This is a genomic window from Burkholderia sp. BCC1985 (assembly GCF_905339915.1).
In the GTDB taxonomy this organism is placed as follows: domain Bacteria; phylum Pseudomonadota; class Gammaproteobacteria; order Burkholderiales; family Burkholderiaceae; genus Burkholderia.
The window spans coordinates 13,177-38,547 of record NZ_CAJPGY010000061.1 but is presented as its reverse complement, the minus strand read 5'-3'; the positions used below and the strand labels follow the sequence as shown (position 1 = coordinate 38,547).

Sequence of the window (25,371 nt, the reverse complement as noted above, 5' to 3'; positions counted from 1 at the left end):
CTCTCCAGATCAGGGTGGTGGGCGGCTGGGGATCACGATCGCGCCGCCCCGTCGTGCGGACGCGATGCGATTCTGCTGCGGTGCGGTGACGCGACGATCGAAGCGCGACGGTGCGGCGCGACTTCGACGCGGCGCGCGCCTGGCGATTCGCCGGATTCGGGTGCCGGCGAGTGTCGTCAGCTTATGCGATTCGCGCGGCGGTGCGTAGCGCGCGCGGACAGAACATAGTGTTCTCGTTCATCGAACGGCATGCGGGCGCGACCGGGCGCGGCGTGCCGCTACCATTTGCGGCATGATCAGGAGCACTGACAGGTGTGAAGGCGACGGTTGCCGCGCATTCACCGATCGAGCGGCGCGGCGGCCGGCCCCGGGAGAGAGTGTTTAGATACGAGAGTGCTCCGTGCGCGGTGGCGTGTCGCCGAGGAATTCCGGCAATGCCCGCGCCGGCAACGAAATCACGAAGCGGGCGCCGCCGAGCGGCGAATCCTCGAGCCGCACGTCGCCGCCGTGCACGAGCGCGACACGGCGCACGATCGCGAGCCCGAGGCCGAACCCGCCGGTCTGCCGGTCGCGGCTCGAGTCGAGCCGCTGGAACGGTTCGAACACGCGCGCGCGTTCGGCGACCGGGATGCCGGGACCGTCGTCGTCGACGCTCAACACCAGCACGCCGGACGCGTCGTGCGTCGCGGACAGCAGGACGGTGCGCGACGCATAACGTGCGCCGTTGCGGATCAGGTTCAGCAGCGCCCGTGCGACGAGTTTCGGATCGCACACGTGGGTGGCGGGCGCGCCGGTCGTCGACACGCCGAGCGTGAGGCCGCGGTCGGCGACGTCGTTCGCGACGTTGCCGGCCACGCTGTCGATCAGCGCATCGACGGCGACGTCCATCGGCGCGAGTTCGCTTGCGCCTTGTTCGAGCCGCCCGATCGTCAGCAGCTCGGTCACCAGCTCGTCGAGTTCGCGCACGTCGCGCCGCAGTTCGTCGCGGCGCTCGCGCATGCGGCCGCTTTCGTCGGATTCGGCGAGCAGAGCGAGCCCGAATTCGAGGCGCGCGAGAGGCGTCTTCAGCTCGTGCGAGATGCCGTGCATCATCTCGCGCTGCTGCTTGATCGACGCCTCGATCCGCTCGGCCATGTCGTTGAACTGCTGCGACAGCGCGTAGATGTTCGAGCGACCGGACAGCTTCACGCGCGTCGACAGGTTGCCCGCGCCGAACGCGTGCGCGGCGGCCTGCAGCTTGCGCAGGTCGCGCCAGTGATACGAGGTCCACAGCGCGACGGCGAACAGGGCCGCGAGTGCGGTCATCCCGTATGCGTAGATCTGGATGTCGAGGTCGGCCGGTGCGATCGGGCGGGCATGCAGGACCGAGCCGTCCGCGAGCGGCATGTAGTAGTTCCTGCGGTCGTAACTGATCGCGATCCGGCCGGCGTCCAGATCGCGCAGCGGCCCGCCGCGCAGTTGCGCACGGGCGTCGGCCATCGTCACGAAACCGAATCGCTCGTTGCCGTGCTGCGCGAGTTCACGCAGCGCGAGGCTGCGCTTGCCGCCCGGATGGCGTTCGAGGTAATCGTTCAGCACGAACGCGTAAGTGGTCAGCGCGTTGCGCTGCGCCTGCGCCACGCGCTCGTAGAAAATCCTGTTGAACGACCATTGAATGAATACGATCGAGGCGGCACAGCACAGGATCACGATGAGGTACAGCTTGATCAACGGGCGCAGCATTTAGTCGTCCCATGCGGAAGGGCTGAACAGGTAGCCGCGGCCCCAGATCGTCTTGATCCGTTGCGGCTCCGACGAAGCGTCCTCGAAGCGCCGGCGCAGCTTCGAGATGCCGGAGTCGACCGAGCGGTCGAGCCCGTCGAATTCGATGCCGCGCAACTGCTTCAGGATGTCGTCGCGGCTCAGCACGGTGCCCGCCGCTCGCGCGAGGATCAGCAACAGGTTGAACTCGGTGGTCTTCAGGTCGACGAGTTCCCCGCGCCACGTGACCGTGCGGTTCGGCGGCGAGATCGTCAGCTCGCCGAACACGAGGGTATGCGGCTGCGTGTGGGCCGCCGGTTCGGACGCGGCAGGCTGCGCGCGGCGCAGCAGCGCACGGGCGCGTGCGACGAGCACGCGCGGCTCGATCGGCTTGGTCACGTAATCGTCGGCACCGGTTTCGAGGCCCGCGACCTGGTCGTACACGTCGGCGCGCGCGGTGAGGATCAGCACGGGCACGTTGGTGAACGCGCGAATGCGCCGGCAGACTTCCATCCCGTCGAGGTTCGGCAGCATCAGGTCGAGTATCACGAGCGCGGGCTGATGCTCGCGCACCGCGGCGACCGCGAGATCGCCGCGCCGTATGACCGTCACCGCGAATTCATAGTTGTCGAGATATTCGCGCACGAGCTGGGCGAGGCGGTCGTCGTCCTCGATCAGCAGCACACGGTATTTGAGCGGATTGTCGTTCATGGTCTCCTCGGTTGCGCGCGTTCAGCTTCTCCATGCCGATGAATGCGCGGCCGGCGAATTCTATCCGGCGTGGCGGCCGCCGGGGCCGCGATACGACAATCGGGAACAAACGATCACAATTGAGCACACATTTGCCGCAGATTCAGGACAGTGCTGCCGCGCCGTCGTACCTAGACTTCGGGCTCCGTCACTCTTGTCTCGACATCGTGAGTCCATCCTTCCGTTCGCTGCGCTCGTTGCGCTATTGCATGTCGCTTGCCGGCCTGACCCTTGCCGCCGTCGCCCACGCCGAAAACCAGTACGCGATATCGCTCGGCGGCGGGTTCGCGCCGCGCTACCAGGGCAGCAACCAGTATCGCGCCGTCGTCGCGCCGTCGTTCTCCGCGATGTTCGGCAACGGGTTCTTCATCGACACGGCAGCCGGCGCCAGCTACCGTCTGAACCTGCCGCACGGGGCGTTCGTGTCGGCAGCGCTCGGCTATGCCGGTGGCCGTTCCGACGAAAACCGTTTCGACCTGGCGGGTTCGGATCACCTGAAGGGGATGGGCCGGATCCCCGGTTCGGTGCTCGTCGGCATGCGTGCGGGCGTGCAGCTGCTCGATGGCGGTGAACTGAGCATCGCGATCGATGCGCCGGTCACGCACACGTCGCGCGGCTTGTCCGGCCACGTCGATCTCGCGGTGCCGGTATTCAAGGCCGGCCGCCACGATATTGTCGTGACCGGCAGCGTGCATGCCGGCACGGGGCGCTACATGCAGACGTTCTACGGCGTGACCGACGCGCAGTCGACGGCGAGCGGCTTCAGGCCGTATTCGACGAGCGGCGGGGTCGACAGCGCAACGCTGTCGCTCGCATGGAACTGGGGCGTGTCGCGGCACTGGTCGGTGCATGCGACCGGCGGCTTCACGCGGCTGCTCGGACGCTATGGCGACAGCCCGATCGTCCAGACGCGCAGCAACTACTTCGGCATGGCCGGCGTGACGTACAAGTTCTGACGCGGCCGGCATGATTCGCCAGCGCCCCGTCCGGGGAGCACGACTTCGCCGCGGATCGGTGCGGTAACATGAAGGCGGCTTCGGCTTCGGCTTCGGCTTCGGCTTCGGCTTCGGCTTCGGCGTCAGGCTGTCGAGGCGACTGCGCGGAGCCGATTCGACTCGAACGGATCGCGCAATACGGTGCCTTACCGGCCGGTGGCGCGCAGAACCCATCATGGATCCAACGCCCGGTGCGTGCGCGCATCCCGCACCTGCCGCGCCGGGCCGCGACAGGGAGAAACCGATGAAGAACACGATCGCGATGCTCGCGGCACTCGTTGCGAGCGCAACCTTTGCGGGATGTGCGGACATGAACACGAAGCACCCCAACGCCACCGCCGGCGGCGCGGTGACGAACCCCGCGCCGTCGGGCGCCGTGAACGCGTGCAAGGCGGACGCCACGCCGGACGACGCGCTGATCGGCAAGACCGAGGCCGATGCGGCCGCGCTGCTCGACGGCTGCCTGTGGCGCGTGCTCGAGCGCGATGGCCAGTCGTTGCCGGGCACGATGGACTATCGCGAGGAGCGCCGCGACCTCGGCATTCGTGACGGCAAGGTGATCTGGGTGCGGCGCGGGTGAGGGATCGGGCCGGCCCGAGCGTTACTTCGAGATGTACCAGAGCGCGTCGGTGCTGACGCGTGCGCCCTGCTTCGTCGCAGCGGGCGCCTGAGGTGTCGCAACCGGCGGCGGCGTGTTCGACGTCACTGCGGTGGGCCACGTCGCAGGCGTGTTCGACGCGGTCGATGCCGTCGACGTATTGGCCTGACTCGAGGTTGCTGCCGAACCCGACGTGGACGCCGTGTCGATATACCAAAGCGCATCGGCCGATGCGGTGCGCTTGGCCGCTGCATCGGCGGTGTGTCTGGATGCGGGCGCTGCCGTCGCCGTCGCTGCCGTGGCGGCCGTCGCCCCCGAACGCTGCGTGCCCGCTGCGGGTGCCGCGCCCGCCTGAGCGGTCGTCCCCGTCGCGCCGCGCTGCGCGCGCGCCTCGAACGGCCCGAGCTGGAAGATTAACGTTTGCGCGGGACGCGTCAGAACGGCATACGGGAACTGCAGTTCCCACGACATCAGCACGCGGCCCGACGACGTCTCGGTGAAGATCGCCGGTACGTGCTTCATGTCGCTGAACTGCACGTAGATCCGCGCGCCGTCGTCGAACACCTGGGTCGGCTTGGCCTGGTCGGCGCCCGTGACGGTCCAGCCGAAGTTGTACGTGCCGGCCGGGCCGGCCGGCCCGCCTTGCGGTTGCGGCGGCGGCGCGGCAGGCGCGAGCGTGCGGGGCCGTGCGACCGGCGGTGCCGACACGCTCAGGCTGGCGAACGGGTTGTACGCCTGCACCTGTTGCGGCGGCGTGAAGGAGGGCGGAAGGATGGGCATGGGAGTATCCGGCGAATCCGGCATGGTCCGGATTGCATCATAGACCTTGCGCGCATACGCGAGGCGCTTGTCGGGCGACGCGGCGTTGTACGCGCCGATCGCGTTCCAGTTGGCGCCGAGCTGGCGGATGTTCTGCGACAGGATCCACGCGCCGACGTACGCGTTGGTGCACGCATCGAACAGGCTTTCCCGCGTGATGCCTTCGCGCGCGAGCGTCGGCAGCCAGGTGCTGTTGATCTGCATCAGGCCGATGTCGACGGTGCCGTTCGTGTTGGTGTTGACGGCGTTCGGATTCATCCCCGATTCGACCTGCGCGATGCCGCGCAACAGGCTCACGCTCACTTTCTGGAACGTGGCCGCGTCGTCGAGGCAGTCGGCCCGCGCGAACCCGTGCAGCGCGCACGACAACACGATCGTCGCGGCGATCTTCGGCGTGGCGTGGCTGATCGAACGGGCAGTCTGACGCGGCATGGCAGGATGGGGCGGAATCCGGCCGCCCGGTGCAAGGAAATTACGCAGACGCGAAGTGTGCCATAGCGCGCAGGCAAATGGCTCGCGTCAAACTTTCCTTTGCATTTGCCGGCGGATTTGTCGCGGATTTTCGCCGGCGCCTGTATTCACGTGCGACAGAATGGAATCGGTAAAAAGGGCCGATTATCGTGCGCATGCCGGCGTGCGGCCGCTATAGGAATACTGACGCCACGCGTCAGTTGCACGGCGAATGCGGCAATGAATGGTGCAGCGAAACGGACGATAAAAGGCGCGGCCACCGGTGCGCGGGCGTGGAAACGACGACGGCGGCCGCAGCCGCCGTGTCGATGCATCCTCGACTCCCGAAATCCGGTAACGACCGGCCGGCCGCGCGATGCCTCGCGCAGCCGGCCATCGTCGATCAGAAACGGTGACGCAGGCCGAGGTTGACCATCGTCTGCGAGCTCGTGCCCGCATAGCCGTACGAACCGATCGACGCCTGCGCGGCCATCGACCCGCCGTTGCCGTCGCCGGTCTGGCCGCTCGCGTGCTGGTACGCGGCGGTCAGGTACACGTCGGTGCGCTTGGACAGCGTATAGTCCGCGCCGGCCGACACCTGGTGATAAGTCGCCGACGTATCGCCGCCCGAGCGCGTGTAGCTGTAGCCGAGCCCGACGAGCAGCGCATTGGTCGCCTGGTAGTTCACGAAGCCTTGCCCGGTGTTGTAGTGCTCGTTCGAGTTGAACACCGAGCTCGCGTCGCGGCGGTACTGCGCGTTGCTGTAGCCGAGGCCGAACGTGAACGGGCCGGCCACATACTGGCCCGCGATGCGGGCGATGCCGATCGAATGCGCGCTCGCATAGCCGGTGTTGATCGGGCCGTCGAAGGTGCCGTCCGACGAGCTGGTCCAGCCGTTGCGCAGCCCGTTCGACGCGGGGCTGTTGGTCGCGTGGAAGTACCCGCCCGCGACGCTGAACGGCCCGTTGTTGTACGACACGGCGGCCGAATACGACTGCGCGGCGCCGGTGCTGCCGGCGATGCCGCCGAACGAGTACATCGCCGAGAACTGCAGGCCCGAATACACGGCCGACGTGTACTTCACCGCGTTGTCGACGCGGAAGCTGTTGTCGTAGTTGTCGACGTCGCCCGGCGTCGCGAACACGCTGCCGAGATAGTTGTCGGCGGTGATGCCCTGCACGAGGTCGATGAGCGGGTCGTACTGGCGGCCGAACGTGAGCGTGCCGTAGCGGTCGCTCGACAGCCCGACGAACGCCTGCCGGCCGAACAGGCGGCCGCCCTGGCCCTGCCGGCCGCTGCTCGGGTCGAAGCCGTTCTCGAGCTGGAACAGCGCCTTCAGCCCGCCGCCGAGATCCTCGCTGCCTTTCACGCCCCAGCGGCTGCCGGAGAGATTGCCAGCGCTGCTGTTGCCGAGCATCCACGCGTTGTCCTTGCCCTGCGCGTGATTCACGTACGTGATCGACGTGTCGATCACGCCATACAGCGTGACGCTCGACTGCGCATGCGCGGCGGGCATCGCCGCGAACGACGCGAGCGAAATCAGCGAGAGGGTCGTGCGTTTCATTTCATCTCCTTGCGATTGGCCTGTTTTCTTGAACCGGAATGGCAGGAGACTACCGAGCCGCAGACGAACGGCAAAAACGAAATTCTCCGATGTGACATAAAGCCGACAGATGCATGCTGCGGCAAGGTCCATTGAGAGATTCACATTATTGAGAATCGTGTATCAATCGATTTGAATTTCGAGATGGCGCGACCGGCGTATTGCCGGAATCGTGATAATTCCGCACGATTTCCAGTCGAATTTCGACGACGATGCATGGGTCGTCGATTCATCAATTGATTATTTAACGAATCGAATCGCGCGATGCGGGCCGAGTGTGTTATTGCGCGCACCTCGCGAGTGATGCGAGTGACTTGGGTGTGACGCAGCGCGCCCGCGCGCGCCGTCAGCGGCGTTCGGCACGGAGTGCGAGAATGCTGGCCTCGGCCGGCACGCGTCGTGCCGCTCACCAGGGAACCCGCATGGACAGTCACATCGCTCCGGTGGAGCTGAAGAAAGCCTACCGTCTTCTCAACCACGGCCCGACCGTGCTCGTGTCGGCCCGCCACGACGGCGTCGACAACGTGATGGCCGCCGCGTGGGCCTGCGCACTCGATTTCCTGCCGCCGAAGCTGACGGTCGTGCTCGACAAGTCCGCGAAGACGCGCGAGCTGGTCGAGCGCAGCGGCACCTTCGTGATCCAGGTGCCGACGGCCGCGCAGCTGCAGCTCACGCATGCGGTCGGCAGCCACAGTCTCGCCGAGCGGCCGGACAAGCTGCGCGAGGCGGGCGTCACGCTGTTCGACGTCGCCGGGTACGACCTGCCGTTCGTCGCCGGCTGCTCGGGCTGGCTCGCGTGCAAGCTGATTCCCGAACCGCACAACCAGCAGGCCTACGACCTGTTCATCGGCGAGGTGGTCGGCGCATGGTCCGACACGCGCGTGTTCCGCGACGGTCACTGGTATTTCGAATCGGCCGATCCGGCGCTGCGCAGCCTGCACTACATCGCGGGCGGCAACTTCTATGCGATCGGCGAATCGCTGCACGTCGATCCGGACGCGCAGTAGGCAGAAAGCGGGCTTTCGTTCGCGTTCCGGGCGCGCGGTTCACGCGCGCTTGTTCAATTCCGCCAGCATCGCGTCGGCGAACGCCTGCGCGACGCGCGACAGCGTGCGCCCGCGCTTCGCGACGAGCGCGATCGGCCGCACGAACGCCGGGTCGTCGATCGGCTTCGCGACGAGGTCGGGCTCCGCGCGCACCTCGCGCGCGGCGGCCGGCAGGATCGTCACGCCGAGGCCGCCGCGCACCATCGCGACGGCCGTCATCATGTAGGTCGGTTCGCACGCGATGTCGGGCGTGCAGCCGGCCGCTTCCAGCGCGGCATCGACGACGCTGCGCACGCTCGTGCCCTGTGCGGTCAGCACGAGCGGCACGGCGGCGACGTCGGCGGTGCGCACGCGCCGCTTGCGCGCGAGCGGATGATCCTTCGGGCACACGGCGACGAGCCGGTCGGCGCCCGCGTACAGCACGTCCAGCGACGCGTCGAACGCGTCGCCGCCGGTCAGCCCGAGATCGGCTTCCTCGTTGCGCACCAGCGCGGTGACGAGGCTCGCGACGCCGTCGCGAATGTCGAAGCCCGCACGCGGCACGTCGCGCCGGAACGACTGGATCAGCTCCGGCAGCAGGCTGGACGCAAACGTCGGCAGGCACGCGAGCCGCACCGTGCCGCTCGCGCCTTCGCCGAGCGCCCGCGCATCGCGCAGCACGCGCTCCATGTCGTCGAGCGAGCGCTGCAGCAGCGGCAGCAGTTCGCGCCCGGTCTGCGTGAGCGCGACGCTGCGGCTGTTGCGGTCGAACAGCCGCGCGCCGACGATCTCCTCGAGCCGGCGGATCTGCACGGTCAGCGCTGGCTGCGACAGGTGCAGCCGCGCGGCGGCGCGCGTGAAGTTGCCGGCCTGCGCGACGGTGACGAACGCGCGAATGTCGCGAAGGTTCAGATCCATAACGGTTCGTGATTGCTGCGATCAAATCATTTCAATTGTGCTATCGCTGCGCCGACCTTACGCTCGTCTCCAACAAAAGACAAGGTAGGAGACACCGATGCTGCCGTTACTCGGGCTGGGCACGATCGTCGTGCTGCTGGCCGCGATTCTGTCCAAGCGCATGTCGCCGCTCGTCGCGCTGATCATCGTGCCGATCGCGGCGTCGCTGATCGGCGGCTTCGGGCTGCATACCAGCAAGTTCGTGATCGACGGGCTGAAGGGCCTCGCGCCCGTGGTCGGGATGTTCGTGTTCGCGATCCTCTATTTCGGGACGATCACCGACGCCGGCACGCTCGACCCGATCATCGACCGCATCCTGCGCGCGGTCGGCACGCGGCCCACGCGGATCGTGATGGGCACGACGCTGCTCGCGCTGCTGATCCATCTCGACGGCTCGGGCGCCGTGTGCTTTCTCGTGACGATTCCCGCGGTGCTGCCGCTGTACGACCGCCTGAAGATGGACCGGCGCGTGCTGGCCGCGGCCGTGTCGATGGCCGCGGGGATCAACTTCCTGCCGTGGACGGGGCCGATGATCCGTGCGTCGGCCTCGCTGCACCTGCCGGTGTCGGCGCTGTTCAGTCCGCTGATTCCGGTGCAGGCGATCGGGCTCGTGTTCGTGTTCGGCGTTGCGTACTGGCTCGGACGGCGCGAGGAGAAGCGGCTCGGACTGTCGCGCGACGATGCGTCGATTCCGCTGCCGACCCGCGCGCTGACGCCCGACGAGCAGGCGCTGCGCCGGCCGCACCTGTTCTGGTTCAACCTGCTGCTGACGCTCGTCGTGCTCGGCACGATGGTCGTGATGGGCGAGAAGATCCCGCCGGCGATCATGTTCATGGTCGGGCTGTGTGTCGCGCTGATGGTGAACTACCCGGACGTCGACATGCAGAGGAAGCGCATCGACGCGCATGCGCGCGCGGCGCTGATGATGGCCGGCATCCTGCTCGCGGCCGGCGTGTTCACCGGGATCATGCAGGGCAGCGGGATGCTGAAGGCGATGGCGCAGGCGGCGGTCGGCTTCGTGCCGCCGTCGATGGCCGGCCACATTCCGGTCGCGCTCGGCCTGGCGTCGATGCCGCTCAGCATGCTGTTCGATCCCGATTCGTTCTACTTCGGCGTGCTGCCGGTGATCGCCGAAGTGGCCGGGCAGCTCGGCGTGCCGGCCGTGCACGTGGGGCAGGCCGCGCTGCTCGGCCAGATGACGACCGGGTTTCCGGTCAGCCCGCTGACGCCCGCGACGTTCCTCGTCGTCGGCCTGTGCGGCATCGAGCTGGCCGAGCACCAGAAGTTCACGTTCCCGCTGCTGTTCGGCGCCTCGATCGTGATGACGATCGCGTGCGTCGTGCTGGGCGTCTTTTGATTTTTCCCCGGCGCGCGAGCGCCGGATCACGGTACCGACATGACAGCAAAGCCATCACACGAACGGCGCGTGCGCATCGGCGCGGGCGCCGGCTACTCGGGCGACAGGATCGAGCCCGCGGTCGAGCTGGCCGAACACGGGCAGCTCGACTATCTCGTCTTCGAGTGCCTGGCCGAGCGCACGATCGCGCTCGCGCAGCAGGCGCGGCGCAAGGATCCGGCGCTCGGCTACGATCCGCTGCTCGACGCGCGCATGCATGCCGTGCTGCCGGTGGCGGCGGACAAGCGCGTGCGGATCGTGTCGAACATGGGCGCGGCGAACCCGCGCGCAGCCGCGCGGCGCACCGCGCAGATCGCGCAGTCGCTCGGCCTCGCGGGGCTGAAGGTCGCGGCGGTCGAAGGCGACGACGTGCTCGACGTCGTGCTGCGCGGCGCGTTCCGCTTCGAGGAGTCGGGCGACGAAGTCGCCGCGTATCGCGACCGCATCGTGTCCGCGAACGCGTATCTCGGCGCCGCGCCGATCGTCGATGCGCTCGCGGCCGGCGCGGACGTCGTGCTGACCGGGCGCGTCGCCGATCCGTCGCTGTTCGCCGCGCCGCTGATCCACGCGTTCGGCTGGCGGATGGACGACTGGGACACGCTCGGGGCCGCGACGGTCGTCGGCCATCTGCTCGAATGCGCGGGGCAGGTGACGGGCGGCTATTTCGCCGACCCGGGCTACAAGGACGTGCCGAATCTCGCGCGGCTCGGATTCCCGATCGGCGAGGTCGCGGCCGACGGCTCGGTCGTGATCACCAAGGTGCCGCACGCGGGCGGCCGCGTGAGCGCGGCGACCTGCAAGGAACAGCTGCTGTACGAGATTCACGATCCGGCGCGCTACCTGCAGCCCGACGTCGTCGCGGATTTCACGCGCGTGGCGGTGGCGGAGGAGGCGCCGGACCGCGTGCGCGTGACGGGCGGGCGCGGCAGCGCACGCACCGGGACGCTCAAGGTGTCGGTTGCGTACGTCGACGGCCATATCGGCGAAGGGCAGATCTCGTACGGCGGGCCGGGCGCGCTGGAACGCGCGCGGCTCGCGCTCGACATCGTCCGCGAGCGGCTCGCGCTGACGGGCGTGGCCGCGACCGAACTGCGTTTCGATTTGATCGGCGTGGATGCGCTGTACGGCGACGCGACGCCCGCCGTGCGCGGCGAGCCGGCCGAAGTCCGCGTGCGGGTGGCCGGCCGTGCGGCGAGCGCCGCCGAGGCCGCGCGGATCGGCAACGAAGTCGAGACGCTCTATACGAACGGGCCGGCCGGCGGCGGCGGTGCGTTCAGGTCGACGCGCGAGGTGATCGCCGTGCAGTCGGTGCTGCTGCCGCGCACGGCCGTGACGCCGTCGTATTCTTTCGTGGAGGCATGATGCAATTGCGTGAACTGGCGCATGCGCGCACCGGCGACAAGGGCAATACGCTGAACGTATCGGTCATCTGCCGCGATCCGCGTCACTACGAACACCTGCGCGCGCATCTCGATGCGGCCGCGGTGAAGGGATGGCTCGCGGGCATCGTGCACGGCGACGTCGTGCGCTACGAGCTGCCGGCGCTTGCCGCGTTCAACTTCGTGCTGCGCGATGCGCTCGGCGGCGGCGTCACGCGTTCGCTCGCGCTCGATGCGCACGGCAAGTCGGTCAGCTCGGTGTTGCTGGCGATCGATGTGCCGGAGCCGGCGTGACGATGTGGCGGCGTGCATCGCCAGCCGGCCGCGTTCGCCGCCACGTTCATGCTCACGGAATCAACCACTCGCGACGCCCGTCCGCGTGCTCGATGCGTTCGCCCGCGATGTGCAGGCGCTGATCCGCGCGATAGTCGTAGAGCGCGCGCGACGCGGCGACCTGGTCGAGATCGAGTTCGACCGTATGGCGCGATTCGCCGTTGCCGGCTTCGAAGATCAGGTTTCCGAACGGATCGGCCGCGAGGCTGCCGCCCGCGAACACGACGTCGTGCGCGCCTGCGCCGACGCGGTTCGCGACGACCGCGAACACCTGGTTTTCCATCGCGCGGGCCGAGACCGACATGCGATGCACCTGACGGTACGGCTCCATGTTGCCGTCGGTCACGAGGATCAGCTGCGTGCCGAGCGCCGCAAGCGCGCGGCCGGTTTCCGGAAATTCGCTGTCGTAGCAGATCAAGAGGCCGATCCGCACGCCGCGCCATTCGACGCTCGCGTAGCGGTCGCCGGGCAGCACGACGTCGCGCTCGCTCAGCCACAGGTGGGTCTTCCGGTAGCGCAGTGCGATGCCGTCCGGCGTGACGAACACGGTCGTGTTGTAGAAGCGCCCGCCGTCGTTCTCGATCAGCCCGGCCACCACCGCGACGTTGCGCGCCCGCGCGGCCGCGATCACCGCGCCGATGCTCGGACCGTCGAGCGGCTCGGCCACGCGCGCGAGATTCGACGGATCGAGAAAGCCGGTGAGCTGCGCTTCCGGAAACATCACGATGTCGGTGCCGGGCGCGCAGCTCGCGATGGCGTCGAGCGTGCGCCGCAGGTTGTACGGTGTGTCGCCGTCGCGGCCGGCGAGCTGCACGATGTCGAGCTTCAGTTTCATGGGCGGGTTCGGTGGCAGTGGCTCGTCGCGCGATGCGGCGCAAGGGTGGGGATGAGCGTCAGTATGCGCCGAACGCGCCGGTTTCCCATCCCGCCGACGCGTTAGTGCTTGCGATGCCGCGCCGCCCGCGCATCACACGTACAGGTAGCGCACGAGATGGAAGAACACCGGCGCTGCGAAGCAGACCGAGTCGACGCGATCGAGCATCCCGCCGTGGCCCGCGATCATCGAACCCCAGTCCTTGGTGCCGAGCGAGCGCTTCACGGCCGACAACACGAGGCCGCCGACGAAGCCCGCGATCACGATCGCGAGCGAGATCCCGAACGCCGCGCCGAAGCTGAACGGCGTCACGCGGTACAGCGACGCGCCGCACAGCGTCGCGAGCAGGCCGCCGCCGACGAAGCCTTCGACCGTCTTCGACGGCGACAGCTGCGGCGCGATCTTGCGGCGCCCGCACAGCTTGCCGACCACGTACTGCAGCACGTCGCTGATCTGCACGACGAACAGGAAGAAGAACAGCAGCAGCGCGTTCTGCCCGGCGTAGCGCGGAATGTCGAGGATCAGCACGGCCGGCGCGTGGCTCAGCCCGTACACGCACACCATCAGCGCCCAGTTGATCTTCGCGTTGCGGCTCAGGAATTCGCGCGTGTCCTGCGTGAGCGCCGACACCAGCGACATCGCGAAGAACAGGTGCACCGGCACGAAGATCGAATACATCCCGTACCAGTTGATCCCGAGCAGCAGGTACTGCACCGGAATCGCGACGAAGAACGCGATGAAGAGCGTCGTATGGTCGCTCGCGGTCGTCGGCGTGAGCGTGATGAACTCGCGCAGCGTCAGGTACGACAGCAGCGCGAACACCAGATATGTGACGTTGTTGCCGAGGCTGATCGCGATGACCATGATCGCGATCATCGCCCACCACGCGCGGATGCGCTGGTTCAGGTTGACGATGGTCGCGCTCGCGCCGCCGCTGCGCGCGCCGAGGATCGCGCCGATCACGGTCGCGAGCACCAGCACGCCGGTGACGCCCGCGACCAGTTCCCAGAAGAGAGTTCGCATGAAGAGGTCCGGAAAAGGGAGAGGAGGGCGCCGCGTTCAGCCGGCCGGCCGCTGCGGCGGCGCGAGCGCGACGATCGCGTCGCGCATGCGGGCGAGGAAGGTCGGTTTGTCCTCGCCGGCGCCGAGCGCGTCGTTCGCGCCGAAGTGCACCTTGCAGATCAGCGGCACGGGCCAGATCGCGCCCTTCGGCATGATGCGCTGCAGGTTCTCCAGATAGACCGGCGCGAGCGCGACGTTCGGAAACTCGGTCGCGAGATGGAACAGGCCGCTCTTGAACGGCTGCGGCAACACGTCGGCGCCGCGCGTGCCTTCCGGGAAGATGATGATCGAGTGGCCTTGCCGCAAGGCATCGCGCACCGGGTCCAGCGGGTCGCCGCCGCTCTCGCGGTGACGATCGATCAGCACGACGTTCAGCAGCTTCTGCGCGATGTGGCGCTTCAGGTCGCCGCTGTCCCAGTAGTCGCGCGCGGCGACGGGCCGCACGACCGCGCGCACGTCGCGCGGCAGCGCGGCGAGGATCGCGAGCGTGTCGATGTGGCTCGTGTGGTTCGAGAAGTAGATCTTTTGCGTCGGGGAAGGCGGCGCCTGATGCCAGACCGGATACGCGCCGGCGACGAGCCGCACGATCGACAGCAGGAAATCGCGCTGCCAGATGTTCAGGATGTTCATCGGCGCCGCGCCTCCTGCGTGCATGCCCGCGCGGCCGCGCGGGCGCGGCGGGCGGAATCCCGGAATGCCGGCGCGGCAGGATGCGCGCCGGACGGCCATTGTTCAAGTTTTTTCAAATTCGTGGCTGCCTGTCGCAGGGCCGCGATCATCGGACGATGCGCCGGCAGACGTTGCGTTGCGGCGAATGCGCCGTTCGACGGCGTGATAATCGGCTGTTGCACGAGCGCCCGGCGACAGTTCGAGTGATTTGCTGCGCTCACGGGCCAGCGGATTATCGCGAGTTTCCGTCGAAAACGCCAGATTGCCGGGCGCGGGGGCGCGGCTTGACGCGTCGGGGCCGCTCGGCGACGATTACGACCACCTGTCGAAAGCCGCCGCCGGCGGTTGCGTCGCCCGGCGCATGGCGGCGACGAACGTATCCGAACGTGCCGAACCAATAAAACGATGAGCCTTTACGCACTCAAACCGAAATTCCAGAACCGTCTGCGTCCGTTCGCGGATTCGCTTGCCGAACGCGGCGTCACGGCCAACCAGGTCACGCTGTTCGCGGCCGCCGGCTCGATCGTCGTCGGCGCGCTCGCGGGGCTCGGCGTGTTCGCCCGCGTGCTGTTCCTGCTGATCCCGATCTGGCTGTTCGTGCGGATGGCGCTCAACGCGATCGACGGCATGCTCGCCCGCGAGCACGGGCAGAAGAGCACGCTCGGCGCGTACCTGAACGAGCTCGGCGACATCGTGTCCGATGTCGCGCTCGTGCTGCCGTTTCTCGCGATTCCCGCGTTCGCGCCGGCAGACGTCTGGCTGTTCGCGCTGACGGCGATCATCGTCGAATGCGCAGGGCTGATCGGCCCGCTCGCCGGTGCGACGCGCCGCTACGACGGCCCGTTCGGCAAGAGCGACCGCGCGCTCGCGCTCGGCGCGTTCGCGCTGTGGATCGGCTTCGGCCTGCCGGTCGGCGGTGTCGCCGCGTGGCTGTGGCGCGTGCTGATCGTGCTGTCGATCGTGACGGCGGTGCGGCGCGTGCAGGCGGGCGTCGCCGAAGCGGGCGGCTGACGGCGGCTGGCGGCCATAGCGGGACCGGCACCGGAGGGCGGCGCCGCATGATTCGAATAACGAAACGAGAGAGATCGCATGAGCGCACGCACGGCCCGCGAGGCCGGCTTTGTCACGCACGACGGCGACACGCTGTTCTAGCGTCACCGGCCCGCGACGGGCCCGCGCTGCCGCGACGCGATCGTGCTGCTGCATCGCGGTCACGAACATTCGGCGCGCGTCGCGCACCTCGTCGACTCGGCGAGCGTGACCGCGTGCAGGCGCTCGCGCCGCTGCGTGCGTTCGAGCTGCGCGGGCTCGCACAGGCGGTGCCGCCCGGCGGCTATCTCGTCTGCACCGGACAGCCGTGGCATCCGCGGCTGGAATTCATCGCGCGTGCGCTGAACAATCATCGCGGCGAGGCGACCTGGGTGATGCGCCGCCGCTCGCAGGCCGGGATGGACGAACTCGTCGCGCGCGCGGGCTTTCGCAAGCTCGACCAGCGGATCGACGAGCTGGGCATCTTCACGGTCGGCCTCGCGCAGTGGGTCGACGCGTCATGAGCGCGCTCGGGTTGTGCCGCGCCGGCGTGCTGGTCGCGATCGTGCAGTGGATCGTGGTCGGGGTGGCGATCGCGGTGCCGCAGTCCGGTCAGCCGTGCGCGAGCGGCCCGGCTGGCCGAACGGGCCGGGCGTCGCACGTCACGCGTGGCACGCTCGCTGCGTCCGCGTGCGCTTCACCTCGTACATCGCCTGGTCCGCATGCTCGATCAGCGCGTTCATGTCGGTGCCGTCTTCGGGCAGCATCGCGACGCCGACACTGACGCCGAGCCGCAGCGGCTGCCCCTCGAACTCGAACGGTTCGGCGACCTGCCGGGCGAGCCGTGCGCGCTGCGCGTCGATGTCGTCGCGGCTGCCGACGTTCGGCAGGATCACCGCGAACTCGTCGCCGCCCACCCGCGCGACCGTATCCGAGCGCCGCACGGCGCCCAGCATCCGCGTGGCGGCCTCGCGCAGCGCGGCGTCGCCTGCGCGGTGGCCGTAGCCGTCGTTGATCGGCTTGAGCCCGTCCATGTCGATGTTGAGGATGCCGAGCCGGCCGTTCGCGCGCAGCGCCGTGTGCATCGACTGGCGCAGGCGGTCGTAGAACAGCGCGCGGTTCGGCAGGCCGGTGAGCGCGTCGTGCGTCGCGCGCAGGTACAGCTCGTTCGCCTCGTTGCGCGCCGCGTGGAACATCGCGGCGGCGATCAGGTCGGCCGTGAGCCGCAGCGTGCCGGCGTCGGCGGCCGAGAAGCCGTCGACCTCCGGCGACATCACCTTCAGCACGCCGACCGTCGTGTCCGCGTGGGTGAGCGGCATCACCAGCATCGAGCGCAGCCCGACGCGGCGGCAGGCATCGCGATCGACGCGCGGGTCGGTTTCCGAATCCGTGCAGCGCAGCAATTCGCCGCGCGTCACGCACAGGCCCGACAGGCTGCCCGAGCGACGCAACCGCAGCCCGAGCATCCCGGCGGCGGAGCCCGACGCGGCGCGGTACACCATGTCGTCGCCTTCGGCGAATTCGACCGCGGCGCCGCTCGCGCCCGTGAGTTGCGGCACCTGCTCGGTCACATAAGCCATCACGCTGCCGAGGTCGAGGCCGAGTTTCGCGATCTCGGTCTGCGTGGCGATGATGCGCAGCAGCGTGTCGGGGGACGGGGTGGCGGTGTCGACGATTTGATCCAAGTCAGTTTTCCATGAAGAAAGCCCGGCACGCGGCGCCGGCTTGCGGTAGCATACGCGCCGCCCACGCGGCAGCGCGTTCCGGGCGGCCCGCAAGGGGTCGCATCCGGCATCCGGTATCCGGTATCCGGACGGTTCGCCGGCGCGACGGTTCGCCGATCCGGCAGCGTCGGCAGTATGCCGATCGGTCCGGCCGGCAGCAACGGCGTAATTCTTGCCATTCAGTCGCCGCACGCAGCATTTCCGACCGTATTGAGTTGTTTTTCGCTTCGTCAGCGCGAATCAGGGTGAGTTTTGTCCTGATTTTGAGATAGTGTGACGAATGTGCGAGCGCCGGTGCCAGGCGCGCACCGTCCGATGGACCGGCAGCGGAAGAATGCGCCGCGTCGTTTCGATACATGCATTCAGGCCAGACTTTGAGGGGAAGCAGTGGGGATGTGCACTCACGGGCATAGCTGCTTTGGGCGCGTCGATCGCGGCGCGCTTGATCACCGGACGACCACGACGATGCGGAGCCGCGCATGAAGCCGGCCGTGTCGCTGTTCGTCCTGTCGCTCGCCACGTTCGGCGCGTTTCATGCGGCCGCGCTGTCGGCCGCGCCGATGCCGGTCGCGTCGGCATCCGTTTCGGCGGCCGCTTCGGCGTCCGCCGGCAGCCCGGCCACGCCGGCGCTTGCCAGCGGCGCGGCCGCATCGAGCGCCGCCGGCGCGACGCCCGCCGGCCTGCCGGCGACGACCGTGCACCTGCCGTTCGCGTCGCTCGGCGCGTTCGATCCGGTGCACCTGCGCGGCGCCGACGATGCACGCACGATCCATGCGGGCGTGCGGCTCGACCGCGTGGTCACCGGCGCGCGGCTGCGCCTGACCTATGCGTATTCGCCGTCGCTCGTGTTCCCGATGTCGCACCTGAAGGTTTCGGTGAACGACGAGGTGGTCGCGACCGTCCCGTTCGACGCGACGCGCGCGGGCCGCACGGTCACGCAGGACATCCCGATCGATCCGCGCTACTTCTCCGATTTCAACCAGATCGGCCTGCGCCTGATCGCGCACTACTCGCTCGATCACTGCGAGGACCCGTCGAGCTCGGCGCTGTGGGCCGACGTGAGCCCGACGAGCGAGCTGATCCTCGACGAGTCGCCGGTGCGCCTGCCGAACGATCTCGCGCTGCTGCCCGCGCCGTTCTTCGACCGGCGCGACAACGGGCGCTTGCGGCTGCCGTTCGTGCTGCCGGCGTCGCCCGACTCGGCGACGCTGCGCAGCGCCGGCGTGCTCGCGTCGTGGTTCGGCGCGCAGGCCGACTACCGGCAGGCGCGCTTCCCGGTCGCGGCGACGCTGCCGGCCGACGACCAGGCGGTGGTGGTCGGCACGGCCGCGACCTTGCCGGCCGGCCTCGCGTTGCCGTCGGTCAACGGCCCGCTGCTCGCCGTCGCCGACAACCCGGCCGCGCCGGGCCGCAAGCTGCTGGTCGTGACGGGCCGCACGGCAGCCGAGGTCGACGATGCGGTCGCGGCGCTCGTGCTCGGCCGCGCGGCGCTGTCGGGCCCGGCGGCGACGGTCGCGCACGTCGATCTCGGCGCGCCGCGCAAGCCGTACGACGCCCCGCGCTGGCTGCCGGTGAACCGGCCGATCGCGTTCCGCGAACTGGTGTCGGATCCGCGCGAACTCGAAGTGCGCGGCACGTCGCCGGACGCGATCCGGCTGAACCTGCGGGTGCCGGCCGACCTGCATTCGTGGAACGGCTCGGGCGTGCCGATCACGCTGCGCTACCGCTACACGGCGCCGACCGTGCAGGACAACTCGACGCTCGCCGTCGAGATCAACGAACAGCTCGTGAAGTCGTACCGCCTCGGGCCGGCCCATGCCGAAGACGCGCGCGGGCGCATGCAGCTGCCGCTGCTGGCGGTGCCGGAAGGGCGCGTGACGAGCGATGTCGACATCCCGGCGTTCCGCGTCGGCAGCGGCAACCAGCTGCAGTTCCGCTTCACGCTCGATTCGCAGAAGACGGGGCTCTGCTCGAGCACCGCGACCGAGCCGCAGCGCGCGGCGATCGATCCCGATTCGACGATCGACTTCTCGCACTTCGTCCACTACGCGCAGTTGCCGAACCTCGCATTCTTCGCGAACAGCGGCTTCCCGTTCACGCGCTTCGCCGACCTGTCGCAGACGGCGGTCGTGATCCCGGACCGGCCGTCGCCGCAGGAGCTGGAAGCCTATCTGACGATGCTCGGCCACATGGGGCAGTGGACCGGCTTCCCGGCGCTGCGCGTGCAGGTCGCGCGGCCCGCCGACGTCGCCGCGCTGGCGGGCCGCAAGGACCTGCTCGTGATCGACGGCTCGCCCGCGTCGCCGCTGCTGTCGCACTGGCGCGCGGCGCTGCCGCTGGCGATCGACCAGCAGGCCGGCACGGGCGCGACGCGTGTCGCGTTCTCGGTGAAGGAGCGCTGGCGCAATGGCGTCGGCATGGCCGACGGTGGCGCGCATATCGAACAGACGGGCGCGCTCGCCGCGCTCGCCGGGTTCGAACTGCCGGGTAGCCACGGCCGCAGCGTCGTCGCGCTGACCGCGACCGACCAGACGCGCCTGGCCGACCTGCTGGACGTCTTCGAGAAGCCGGGCCTCGTGTCGCAACTGCAGGGCGACCTCGCGCTGGTGCGGCCGGGACAGGTCGACAGCCTGCGCGTCGGCGATCCGTACGTGGTCGGTTTCGTGCCGTGGTATGCGCGCGTCTGGACGCAGGCGGCGCGGTACCCGGTGGCGCTCGGCGTGGTCGGCGTCGTCGCGGGGCTGTTGCTCGCGCTCGGCGTGTTCAGCGTGCTGCAGAAAATCGCCGCGCGCCGCCGGGGGATGTAACGGATGATGGCTTGGGCATTCGCAAGGCGACGGGCAGCGCGGCCGGCGCGGCGGGGCGGCACGACGCTCGTGCTGGCCGTCGCGGCGGCGTGCGCAGCGGCCGGGGTAGCCGGGACGGCCGGGCGCGCGCAGGCGGCGCAAGGCGGTGCGGCCGACGTGCGGTGCGGCGCGGCGTGGCCGCGCTGGGACGCGTTCAAGCGCGATTTCGTGTCGGCCGACGGCCGCGTGATCGACGTCGGCTCGGCCGATTCGCGCACGGTATCGGAGGGGCAGGCGTATGGACTGTTCTTCGCGCTCGTCGCGAACGACCGACGCACGTTCGACACGATCCTCGCATGGACCGAGAACAACCTCGCACAGGGCGACCTGAGCGCCCGGCTGCCGGCGTGGTTGTGGGGCCGCGCGCCGGACGGCACGTGGCGCGTGCTCGATGCGAACGCGGCGTCGGATGCCGATCTCTGGATTGCCTACACGCTCGTCGAAGCCGGGCGGCTGTGGCACGAGCGCAGCTACACCGCGCGCGGCGCGCTGCTCGCGAAGCGCGTGCTCGACGACGAGACGGCCAGCGTGCCGGGCCTCGGCCTCACGCTGCTGCCCGGGCCGACCGGGTTCAAGCTGGCCGATGGCCAATGGCGCGTGAACCCGAGCTATTCGCCGCCGCAGGTGATCCGCGGGCTCGCCGCGCGCCTGCCCGACGAGCGCCGCTGGGCCGCGCTCGCGGCCAGTACCGGCCGCGTGCTGCTCGACACCGCGCCGAAGGGCTTCTCGCCGGACTGGGCGTTGTATCGCGCGGGCGCGGGCTTCGGCCCCGATCCCCAGACCCATGCGGAAAGCGCGTACAACGCGATCCGCGTGTACCTGTGGGCCGGCATGCTCGATCGCGCCGATCCGCTTGCCGCGCCGCTGCTCGCGCGTTTCGCGCCGTTCGCCGACCATATCGCCGCGCATGGCGCGCCGCCGGAGAAGGTCGACACGACGACCGGCGTCGCGGGGCCGAACGACGGCAACGGCGGGTTCTCCGCGGCGGCCGTGCCGTTCCTCGACGCGCGCGGCCAGCATGCGCTCGCCGATGCGCAGGCGGCCCGTGTCGACGGGCTCGCCCGCCAGGCGGCGCCCGGCTACTACACGAGCGTGCTGACGCTGTTCGGCCTGGGCTGGCGCGACGGCCGCTACCGGTTCGGCGCGGACGGTTCGCTCGCTGCGCGCTGGGAGGACCGTTCATGCGCGGCCCGATGAAGCGCACCGCACCGCGCGTCGCGGGGTTCGCGTGGCTCGCGTCGTCGGTCACGGCGGCGGCGCCGGCCGCCGTCGCCACACCCGCGCCCGTGTTGCCAAAAACCGTCGCGCCGAAGGCCATCTCGGCGCCAGCGTCGGCCACGACCGACCTGCCCGATGCACAGCGTCAGCTCGCGACCGCCCGCATGTGGGGCGCGAAGCATCGCGACGACCTCGCGCGCGACGCGCTGCGCAAGGGGCTCCTGATCGCGCCGGACGATCCCGAACTGCTCGCGGAACAGATGCGGGTGCTGCTGCGGCTCGGCGACGCGCAAGGCGCGCAGGCCGCGCTGGCACGCCTGCAGGCCCGCGCGCCCGCGGCGCCCGGCACGCGGCGCGCGGCCGACGAATACCGCGTCGCGACGAGCGGGCGCGGCGAGATGGCGCAGATCCGGCTGCTCGCGCGCAGCGGCCGCGCCGACGAAGCGGCCCGGCGGATCGTCGCGCTGTTCCCGAACGGCGCGCCGTCCGGCGCGCTCGGCGCCGAGTATTACCAGATCGTCGCGAATGCGCCGGGTGGCCGAGAATCGGCGCTCGTCGCGTTGCGCCGCGCGGTCGCGGCCGACCCGCAGGACACGAGCGCGGCGCTCGCGCTCGCGCGGCTGCTGAACCAGCGCGCCGATACGCGCGCGGAAGCGAACCGCATTGCATGGTCGCTCGCGAAGCGCGCCGACGCCGATCACACGGAAGCGATGGCCGTGTGGCGGCGCGTGCTGCAGTCCGCCGGCAGCGATCCCGCGTATCTCGATGCGCTGCACGCGTATCTCGCGCTGGTGCCGGACGACACCGAATTCCGCGATCGCAGCGCCGAACTCGACCGGCAGCGCGACGCGCAGCGCCGGCTCGAACGCGACCCCGACTACATCGCGCAGCAGCGCGGCTTGCAGGCGCTCGCGCGCGGCGACCTGGCCGGTGCCGATCCGCTGCTCGCGCGCGCCGCGCAAGCGCGCGCCGGCGACGCCGATGCGCTCGGCGGGCTCGGCCTGCTGCGCTTGCGCGAAGGCCGGCACGACGAAGCGCGTGCGCTCTTCACGCGCGCCGCGGCGCTGTCGAGCGACCAGCGCGGCAAGTGGCAGAGCCTCGCGCGTACCGCGCAGTTCTGGGGGCTGCTCGCGCAAGGCCGCGCGGCGGCGTCGGCCGGGCGGCCGCAGGATGCCGAGCGCGCGGCGCGCGCCGCCCTCGCGATGCAGCCCGACAGCCCGGACGCGAAGCTGCAGCTCGCCGATGCGCTGCTCGCGCAGCGCGACTGGGCGCGCGCGGAGCCGTTGCTGCGCGAACTGCTGGCCGCACGTTCGCCGAACGTGTCGGCGGTGCGCGGCACGGCGATGCTGTACGAGAACACCGGCCGCGCGGACCGCGTCGGCCCGCTGCTCGACGCGCTGCAAGGCCGCGTGACGGGCAGCGACGATCGCCGCGCACTCGACGGGCTGCGCGCCGACCTGCTCGCGAGCCAGGCGCGCGCGCTCGCCGACAAGGGCGAACGCGGGCCGGCCGTGCAACGCTACGAAGCGGCCGTGCGCGCGGCGCCCGACGCACCGTGGACGCGTTTCGCGCTCGCGCGGCTGTATCGCGACATGGGGCTGCCGCAGCTCGGCCGCACGGTGATGGATGATGGGCTTGCGCAAAGCGATACGCCCGAGATGCGCTATGCGACCGCGCTGTATCGCAACTCGCTCGACGATGTCGCCGGCGCGCAGGCCACGCTCGCGGGTGTCGACGATGCGCAGCGCTCGGACGGCATGCGTGCGCTCGCCCGCAAGCTCGACGCGCAAAGCGCGCTGGCCGACGCGCGCGGCGCGCTCGGCCGCGGCGATCGCGCGGCGTTTGCCGCGTCGCTCGCGCATGCGCAGGCGAGCGCGCCGGACGATCCCGACATGCTGGCCGCGATCGGCGCGCAGTGGATCGACGCGGGCGAGCCCGAGCGCGGCCTCGCGCCGTTGCGCGACTGGATCGCCGCGCATCCGCGCGAGGCCGATCCCGACGTGCGGCTGCGCTACGGCGACCTGCTCGGCAGCGCGGGGCGCGACGACGCGCTCGCCGCGTGGCTCGACACGCTGCGCCGCGAACCGGCGCTGACGCCGGCACAGACCGCGCGCATCGAGGGTCAGTCGCTGCGGCTCGTGCTGCGCCGGACGGACGACGCGATCGCGCAGCAGGACTATGCGCGCGCGCGCACGCTGCTCGATCGCGCGAGCCCGGCCGGCCGCGCGGACAAGCGCTACGCACTCGAGCTGGCCGATCTCGAACGCGCGCAAGGTCACTACGACGCGGCACGCGACGCGCTCGCGCCCGTTATCGCGCGCACGCCGGACGATGCCGACACGCAGCTCGCGCTCGCGCGCATCGACGAGGACAGCGGCCAGCGCGCGGCCGCGCTCGCGCGCGTGCAGGCCGTGCTGGCGCGCACGCCGGACGACGACGTCGATACGCGGCTGTCGGTCGTGCGCCGGCTGAACGCGCTGCGCCGCCCGGACGAAGCCGCGCAGGTGATCGACCCGCTGCAGGCCGCGTATCCGGCGCGCGCCGACGTGACGGTTGCCGCCGGGCGCGTGGCCGAGGCGCAGGGCCGCTACGACGATGCCGCGTCGCTGTACCGGCTGTCGCTGTCGCAGGAACGCACGAGCGGCGTGAGCCCGGGCCGCGACGGCCGCACGCCCGCGCAGGCCGCGTTCGCGGATCTCGAACAGCGGCGCGATCCGGAGATCGAGATCGGCTGGCTGCCCGCGTACAAGTCGGGCGACGAAGGGATTTCCGCGTACCGCGCGCAGCAGGTGCCGATCTACGCGCAGATGCCGGTGCGCTACGACGGGCACGCGTTCCTGCAGCTCGACACCGTGCATCTGGATGCCGGCACGCTCGATACGAGCGACCCGAACGCGTATTCGCTGAAGACCTTCGGCACCTACGGCGCGCTCAACGCGCTGGCCGGCTCGTCGCTGGCGCCGTTGAACCAGCAGGCCGCCGCGTTGATCGCGCATCCGCAGGGTGACCTGCACCAGCCGATGACGGGCGTCGCGCTCGGCGCCGGCTATCGCACCGATGCGTGGCGCGTCGATCTCGGCACGTCGCCGCTCGGCTTCCCGGTGCATTACCTGGTCGGCGGCGTGCGCTACCGCTTCGACGCGGGCCCGGCGAGCTTCACCGTGAACGCGTCGCGCCGGCCGGAAACGAGCAGCGTGCTGTCGTATGCGGGGATGCGCGATCCGTGGACGGGCGCGGTGTGGGGCGGCGTGCGGCGCGACGGCGTGAACCTGCGCGCGGCGCTCGACGTCGGCCGCGTGAACCTGTTCGCGGAACTCGGCGCGGGCGTGCTGTCCGGCCGCAACGTCGAGCGCAACGCGGAAGTCACGCTGCGCTCGGGCTTCACGGTGCCCGTGTACGAACGCGCGACGATGAAGGTGAGCACGGGGCTCGTCGGCAATGCGTGGCACTACGCGCAGAACCTGCGTTACTACACGTACGGGCAGGGCGGCTACTACAGCCCGCAGCGCTACCTGTCGCTCGGCGTGCCGCTCGAGTGGGCGGGGCGGCGCGACGCGCTGTCGTGGGACCTGACCGTCACGGGCGGGATCTCGAACAGCTACGAGAAGGATTCGCTGTTCTACCCGACCTTCGCGGACCAGCGCGCCGCGCAGGAGGCGGCGGGGCTCGTCTACGCGGGCAGTTCGACGCGCGGCGTGTCGTTCTCGTACGGCGTGAACGGCATCGTCGAGTATCGCGTGAATCCGCACCTGAGCGTCGGCGCGCAACTGCATGTCGACCGGTCGCACGACTACGCGCCGAGTTCGGCGCTCGTGTACCTGCGCTATGCGTTCGACGCACGCGCGGCGCGCAGCTGGCTCGTCACGCCGACGCCGGTGCGGCTTTATTCGGATTACTAGGGGAA

Annotated in this window: 20 protein-coding genes and 1 pseudogene; 11 read left to right on the top strand and 10 right to left on the bottom strand. The window is 69.9% G+C overall.

All coding sequences use genetic code 11. The features are described from left to right. Positions 1-381: 381 nt before the first annotated feature. Positions 382-1,722, bottom strand: coding sequence for an ATP-binding protein (locus tag U4Z31_RS34245; protein ID WP_321812707.1), 1,341 nt, complete (start codon positions 1,720-1,722; stop codon positions 382-384). Next, positions 1,723-2,451: a response regulator gene (locus U4Z31_RS34240; protein WP_321812706.1), complete on the bottom strand. Its 729-nt coding sequence runs from the start codon at positions 2,449-2,451 to the stop codon at positions 1,723-1,725. 248 nt (positions 2,452-2,699) lie between these two features. Here U4Z31_RS34240 and U4Z31_RS34235 point away from each other — a divergent pair, with 248 nt between their 5' ends. Together U4Z31_RS34235 and U4Z31_RS34230 are read left to right on the top strand one after the other, a co-directional pair. After that, a complete protein-coding gene (locus U4Z31_RS34235; protein ID WP_321812709.1) occupies positions 2,700-3,446 on the top strand; it encodes a MipA/OmpV family protein in 747 nt (248 codons plus the stop codon). A gap of 283 nt (positions 3,447-3,729) precedes the next feature. Then, on the top strand, positions 3,730-4,065 hold the full coding sequence (locus U4Z31_RS34230) for a hypothetical protein (RefSeq protein ID WP_321801541.1): 336 nt from the start codon (positions 3,730-3,732) through the stop codon (positions 4,063-4,065). Between the two features lie 21 nt (positions 4,066-4,086). Here U4Z31_RS34230 and U4Z31_RS34225 read toward each other — a convergent pair whose 3' ends face one another. Together U4Z31_RS34225 and U4Z31_RS34220 are read right to left on the bottom strand one after the other, a co-directional pair. Further along, positions 4,087-5,334, bottom strand: a complete 1,248-nt coding sequence (locus U4Z31_RS34225; protein WP_321812705.1) for a transglycosylase SLT domain-containing protein — start codon at positions 5,332-5,334, stop codon at positions 4,087-4,089. Between the two features lie 421 nt (positions 5,335-5,755). After that, positions 5,756-6,916 (bottom strand): porin, encoded by a 1,161-nt coding sequence (locus U4Z31_RS34220; protein ID WP_124489503.1) that lies wholly within the window; start codon positions 6,914-6,916, stop codon positions 5,756-5,758. A 461-nt stretch (positions 6,917-7,377) separates the two neighbouring features. On the opposite strand from U4Z31_RS34220, the gene U4Z31_RS34215 reads away from it, so the two are divergent. Next, positions 7,378-7,962, top strand: coding sequence for a flavin reductase family protein (locus U4Z31_RS34215; RefSeq protein WP_321812704.1), 585 nt, complete (start codon positions 7,378-7,380; stop codon positions 7,960-7,962). Positions 7,963-8,001: 39 nt separating this feature from the next. Here U4Z31_RS34215 and U4Z31_RS34210 read toward each other — a convergent pair whose 3' ends face one another. Then, complete coding sequence (locus tag U4Z31_RS34210) at positions 8,002-8,898, bottom strand: LysR family transcriptional regulator (RefSeq protein ID WP_321812703.1); 897 nt, start codon at positions 8,896-8,898, stop codon at positions 8,002-8,004. A 97-nt stretch (positions 8,899-8,995) separates the two neighbouring features. On the opposite strand from U4Z31_RS34210, the gene U4Z31_RS34205 reads away from it, so the two are divergent. The 3 genes from U4Z31_RS34205 to U4Z31_RS34195 are packed head-to-tail and all read left to right on the top strand — an operon-like array spanning position 8,996 to position 12,006. Beyond that, entirely contained in the window at positions 8,996-10,294 is a 1,299-nt protein-coding gene (locus U4Z31_RS34205) for a citrate:proton symporter (RefSeq protein ID WP_321812702.1), read from the top strand. A gap of 39 nt (positions 10,295-10,333) precedes the next feature. After that, complete coding sequence (locus U4Z31_RS34200; protein ID WP_321812701.1) at positions 10,334-11,695, top strand: acyclic terpene utilization AtuA family protein; 1,362 nt, start codon at positions 10,334-10,336, stop codon at positions 11,693-11,695. Next, a complete protein-coding gene (locus U4Z31_RS34195; protein ID WP_044848439.1) occupies positions 11,695-12,006 on the top strand; it encodes a hypothetical protein in 312 nt (103 codons plus the stop codon). Before U4Z31_RS34200 ends, U4Z31_RS34195 begins: the two co-directional genes overlap by 1 nt. A gap of 52 nt (positions 12,007-12,058) precedes the next feature. On the opposite strand, the gene U4Z31_RS34190 is transcribed toward U4Z31_RS34195, so the two are convergent. From U4Z31_RS34190 to U4Z31_RS34175, 4 genes are all read right to left on the bottom strand, one after another. Continuing rightward, complete coding sequence (locus U4Z31_RS34190; protein ID WP_124489498.1) at positions 12,059-12,880, bottom strand: carbon-nitrogen hydrolase family protein; 822 nt, start codon at positions 12,878-12,880, stop codon at positions 12,059-12,061. A gap of 132 nt (positions 12,881-13,012) precedes the next feature. Then, on the bottom strand, positions 13,013-13,942 hold the full coding sequence (locus U4Z31_RS34185) for a phosphatidate cytidylyltransferase (RefSeq protein WP_044848429.1): 930 nt from the start codon (positions 13,940-13,942) through the stop codon (positions 13,013-13,015). A 36-nt stretch (positions 13,943-13,978) separates the two neighbouring features. Then, complete coding sequence (locus U4Z31_RS34180; RefSeq protein WP_124489497.1) at positions 13,979-14,611, bottom strand: lysophospholipid acyltransferase family protein; 633 nt, start codon at positions 14,609-14,611, stop codon at positions 13,979-13,981. Continuing rightward, the gene (locus tag U4Z31_RS34175) at positions 14,608-14,832 is read right to left on the bottom strand and encodes a hypothetical protein (RefSeq protein ID WP_321812700.1); all 225 of its coding nucleotides are present in this window, start codon (positions 14,830-14,832) and stop codon (positions 14,608-14,610) included. Before U4Z31_RS34175 ends, U4Z31_RS34180 begins: the two co-directional genes overlap by 4 nt. 223 nt (positions 14,833-15,055) lie before the next feature. Here U4Z31_RS34175 and U4Z31_RS34170 point away from each other — a divergent pair, with 223 nt between their 5' ends. Together U4Z31_RS34170 and U4Z31_RS34165 are read left to right on the top strand one after the other, a co-directional pair. Next, positions 15,056-15,661 carry a CDP-alcohol phosphatidyltransferase family protein gene (locus U4Z31_RS34170; protein ID WP_321812699.1) on the top strand — a complete coding sequence of 202 codons (606 nt, stop codon included), beginning with the start codon at positions 15,056-15,058 and terminating at the stop codon, positions 15,659-15,661. A gap of 287 nt (positions 15,662-15,948) precedes the next feature. Then, a pseudogene (locus U4Z31_RS34165) lies at positions 15,949-16,203 on the top strand (class I SAM-dependent methyltransferase family protein); the annotation flags it as partial. Between the two features lie 138 nt (positions 16,204-16,341). Here U4Z31_RS34165 and U4Z31_RS34160 read toward each other — a convergent pair. Further along, positions 16,342-17,364, bottom strand: a complete 1,023-nt coding sequence (locus U4Z31_RS34160; RefSeq protein WP_044848432.1) for a sensor domain-containing diguanylate cyclase — start codon at positions 17,362-17,364, stop codon at positions 16,342-16,344. A gap of 518 nt (positions 17,365-17,882) precedes the next feature. On the opposite strand from U4Z31_RS34160, the gene bcsB reads away from it, so the two are divergent. From bcsB to U4Z31_RS34145, 3 genes are read left to right on the top strand one after another with little or no spacing between them, the layout of a single operon-like run. After that, positions 17,883-20,210, top strand: coding sequence for a cellulose biosynthesis cyclic di-GMP-binding regulatory protein BcsB (gene bcsB, locus U4Z31_RS34155; protein ID WP_321812698.1), 2,328 nt, complete (start codon positions 17,883-17,885; stop codon positions 20,208-20,210). A gap of 6 nt (positions 20,211-20,216) precedes the next feature. Continuing rightward, a complete protein-coding gene (bcsZ, locus tag U4Z31_RS34150) occupies positions 20,217-21,446 on the top strand; it encodes a cellulose synthase complex periplasmic endoglucanase BcsZ (RefSeq protein ID WP_321812708.1) in 1,230 nt (409 codons plus the stop codon). After that, positions 21,431-25,366 carry a cellulose synthase subunit BcsC-related outer membrane protein gene (locus tag U4Z31_RS34145; RefSeq protein ID WP_321812697.1) on the top strand — a complete coding sequence of 1,312 codons (3,936 nt, stop codon included), beginning with the start codon at positions 21,431-21,433 and terminating at the stop codon, positions 25,364-25,366. Before bcsZ ends, U4Z31_RS34145 begins: the two co-directional genes overlap by 16 nt. The last annotated feature ends 5 nt before the right edge of the window (positions 25,367-25,371 follow it).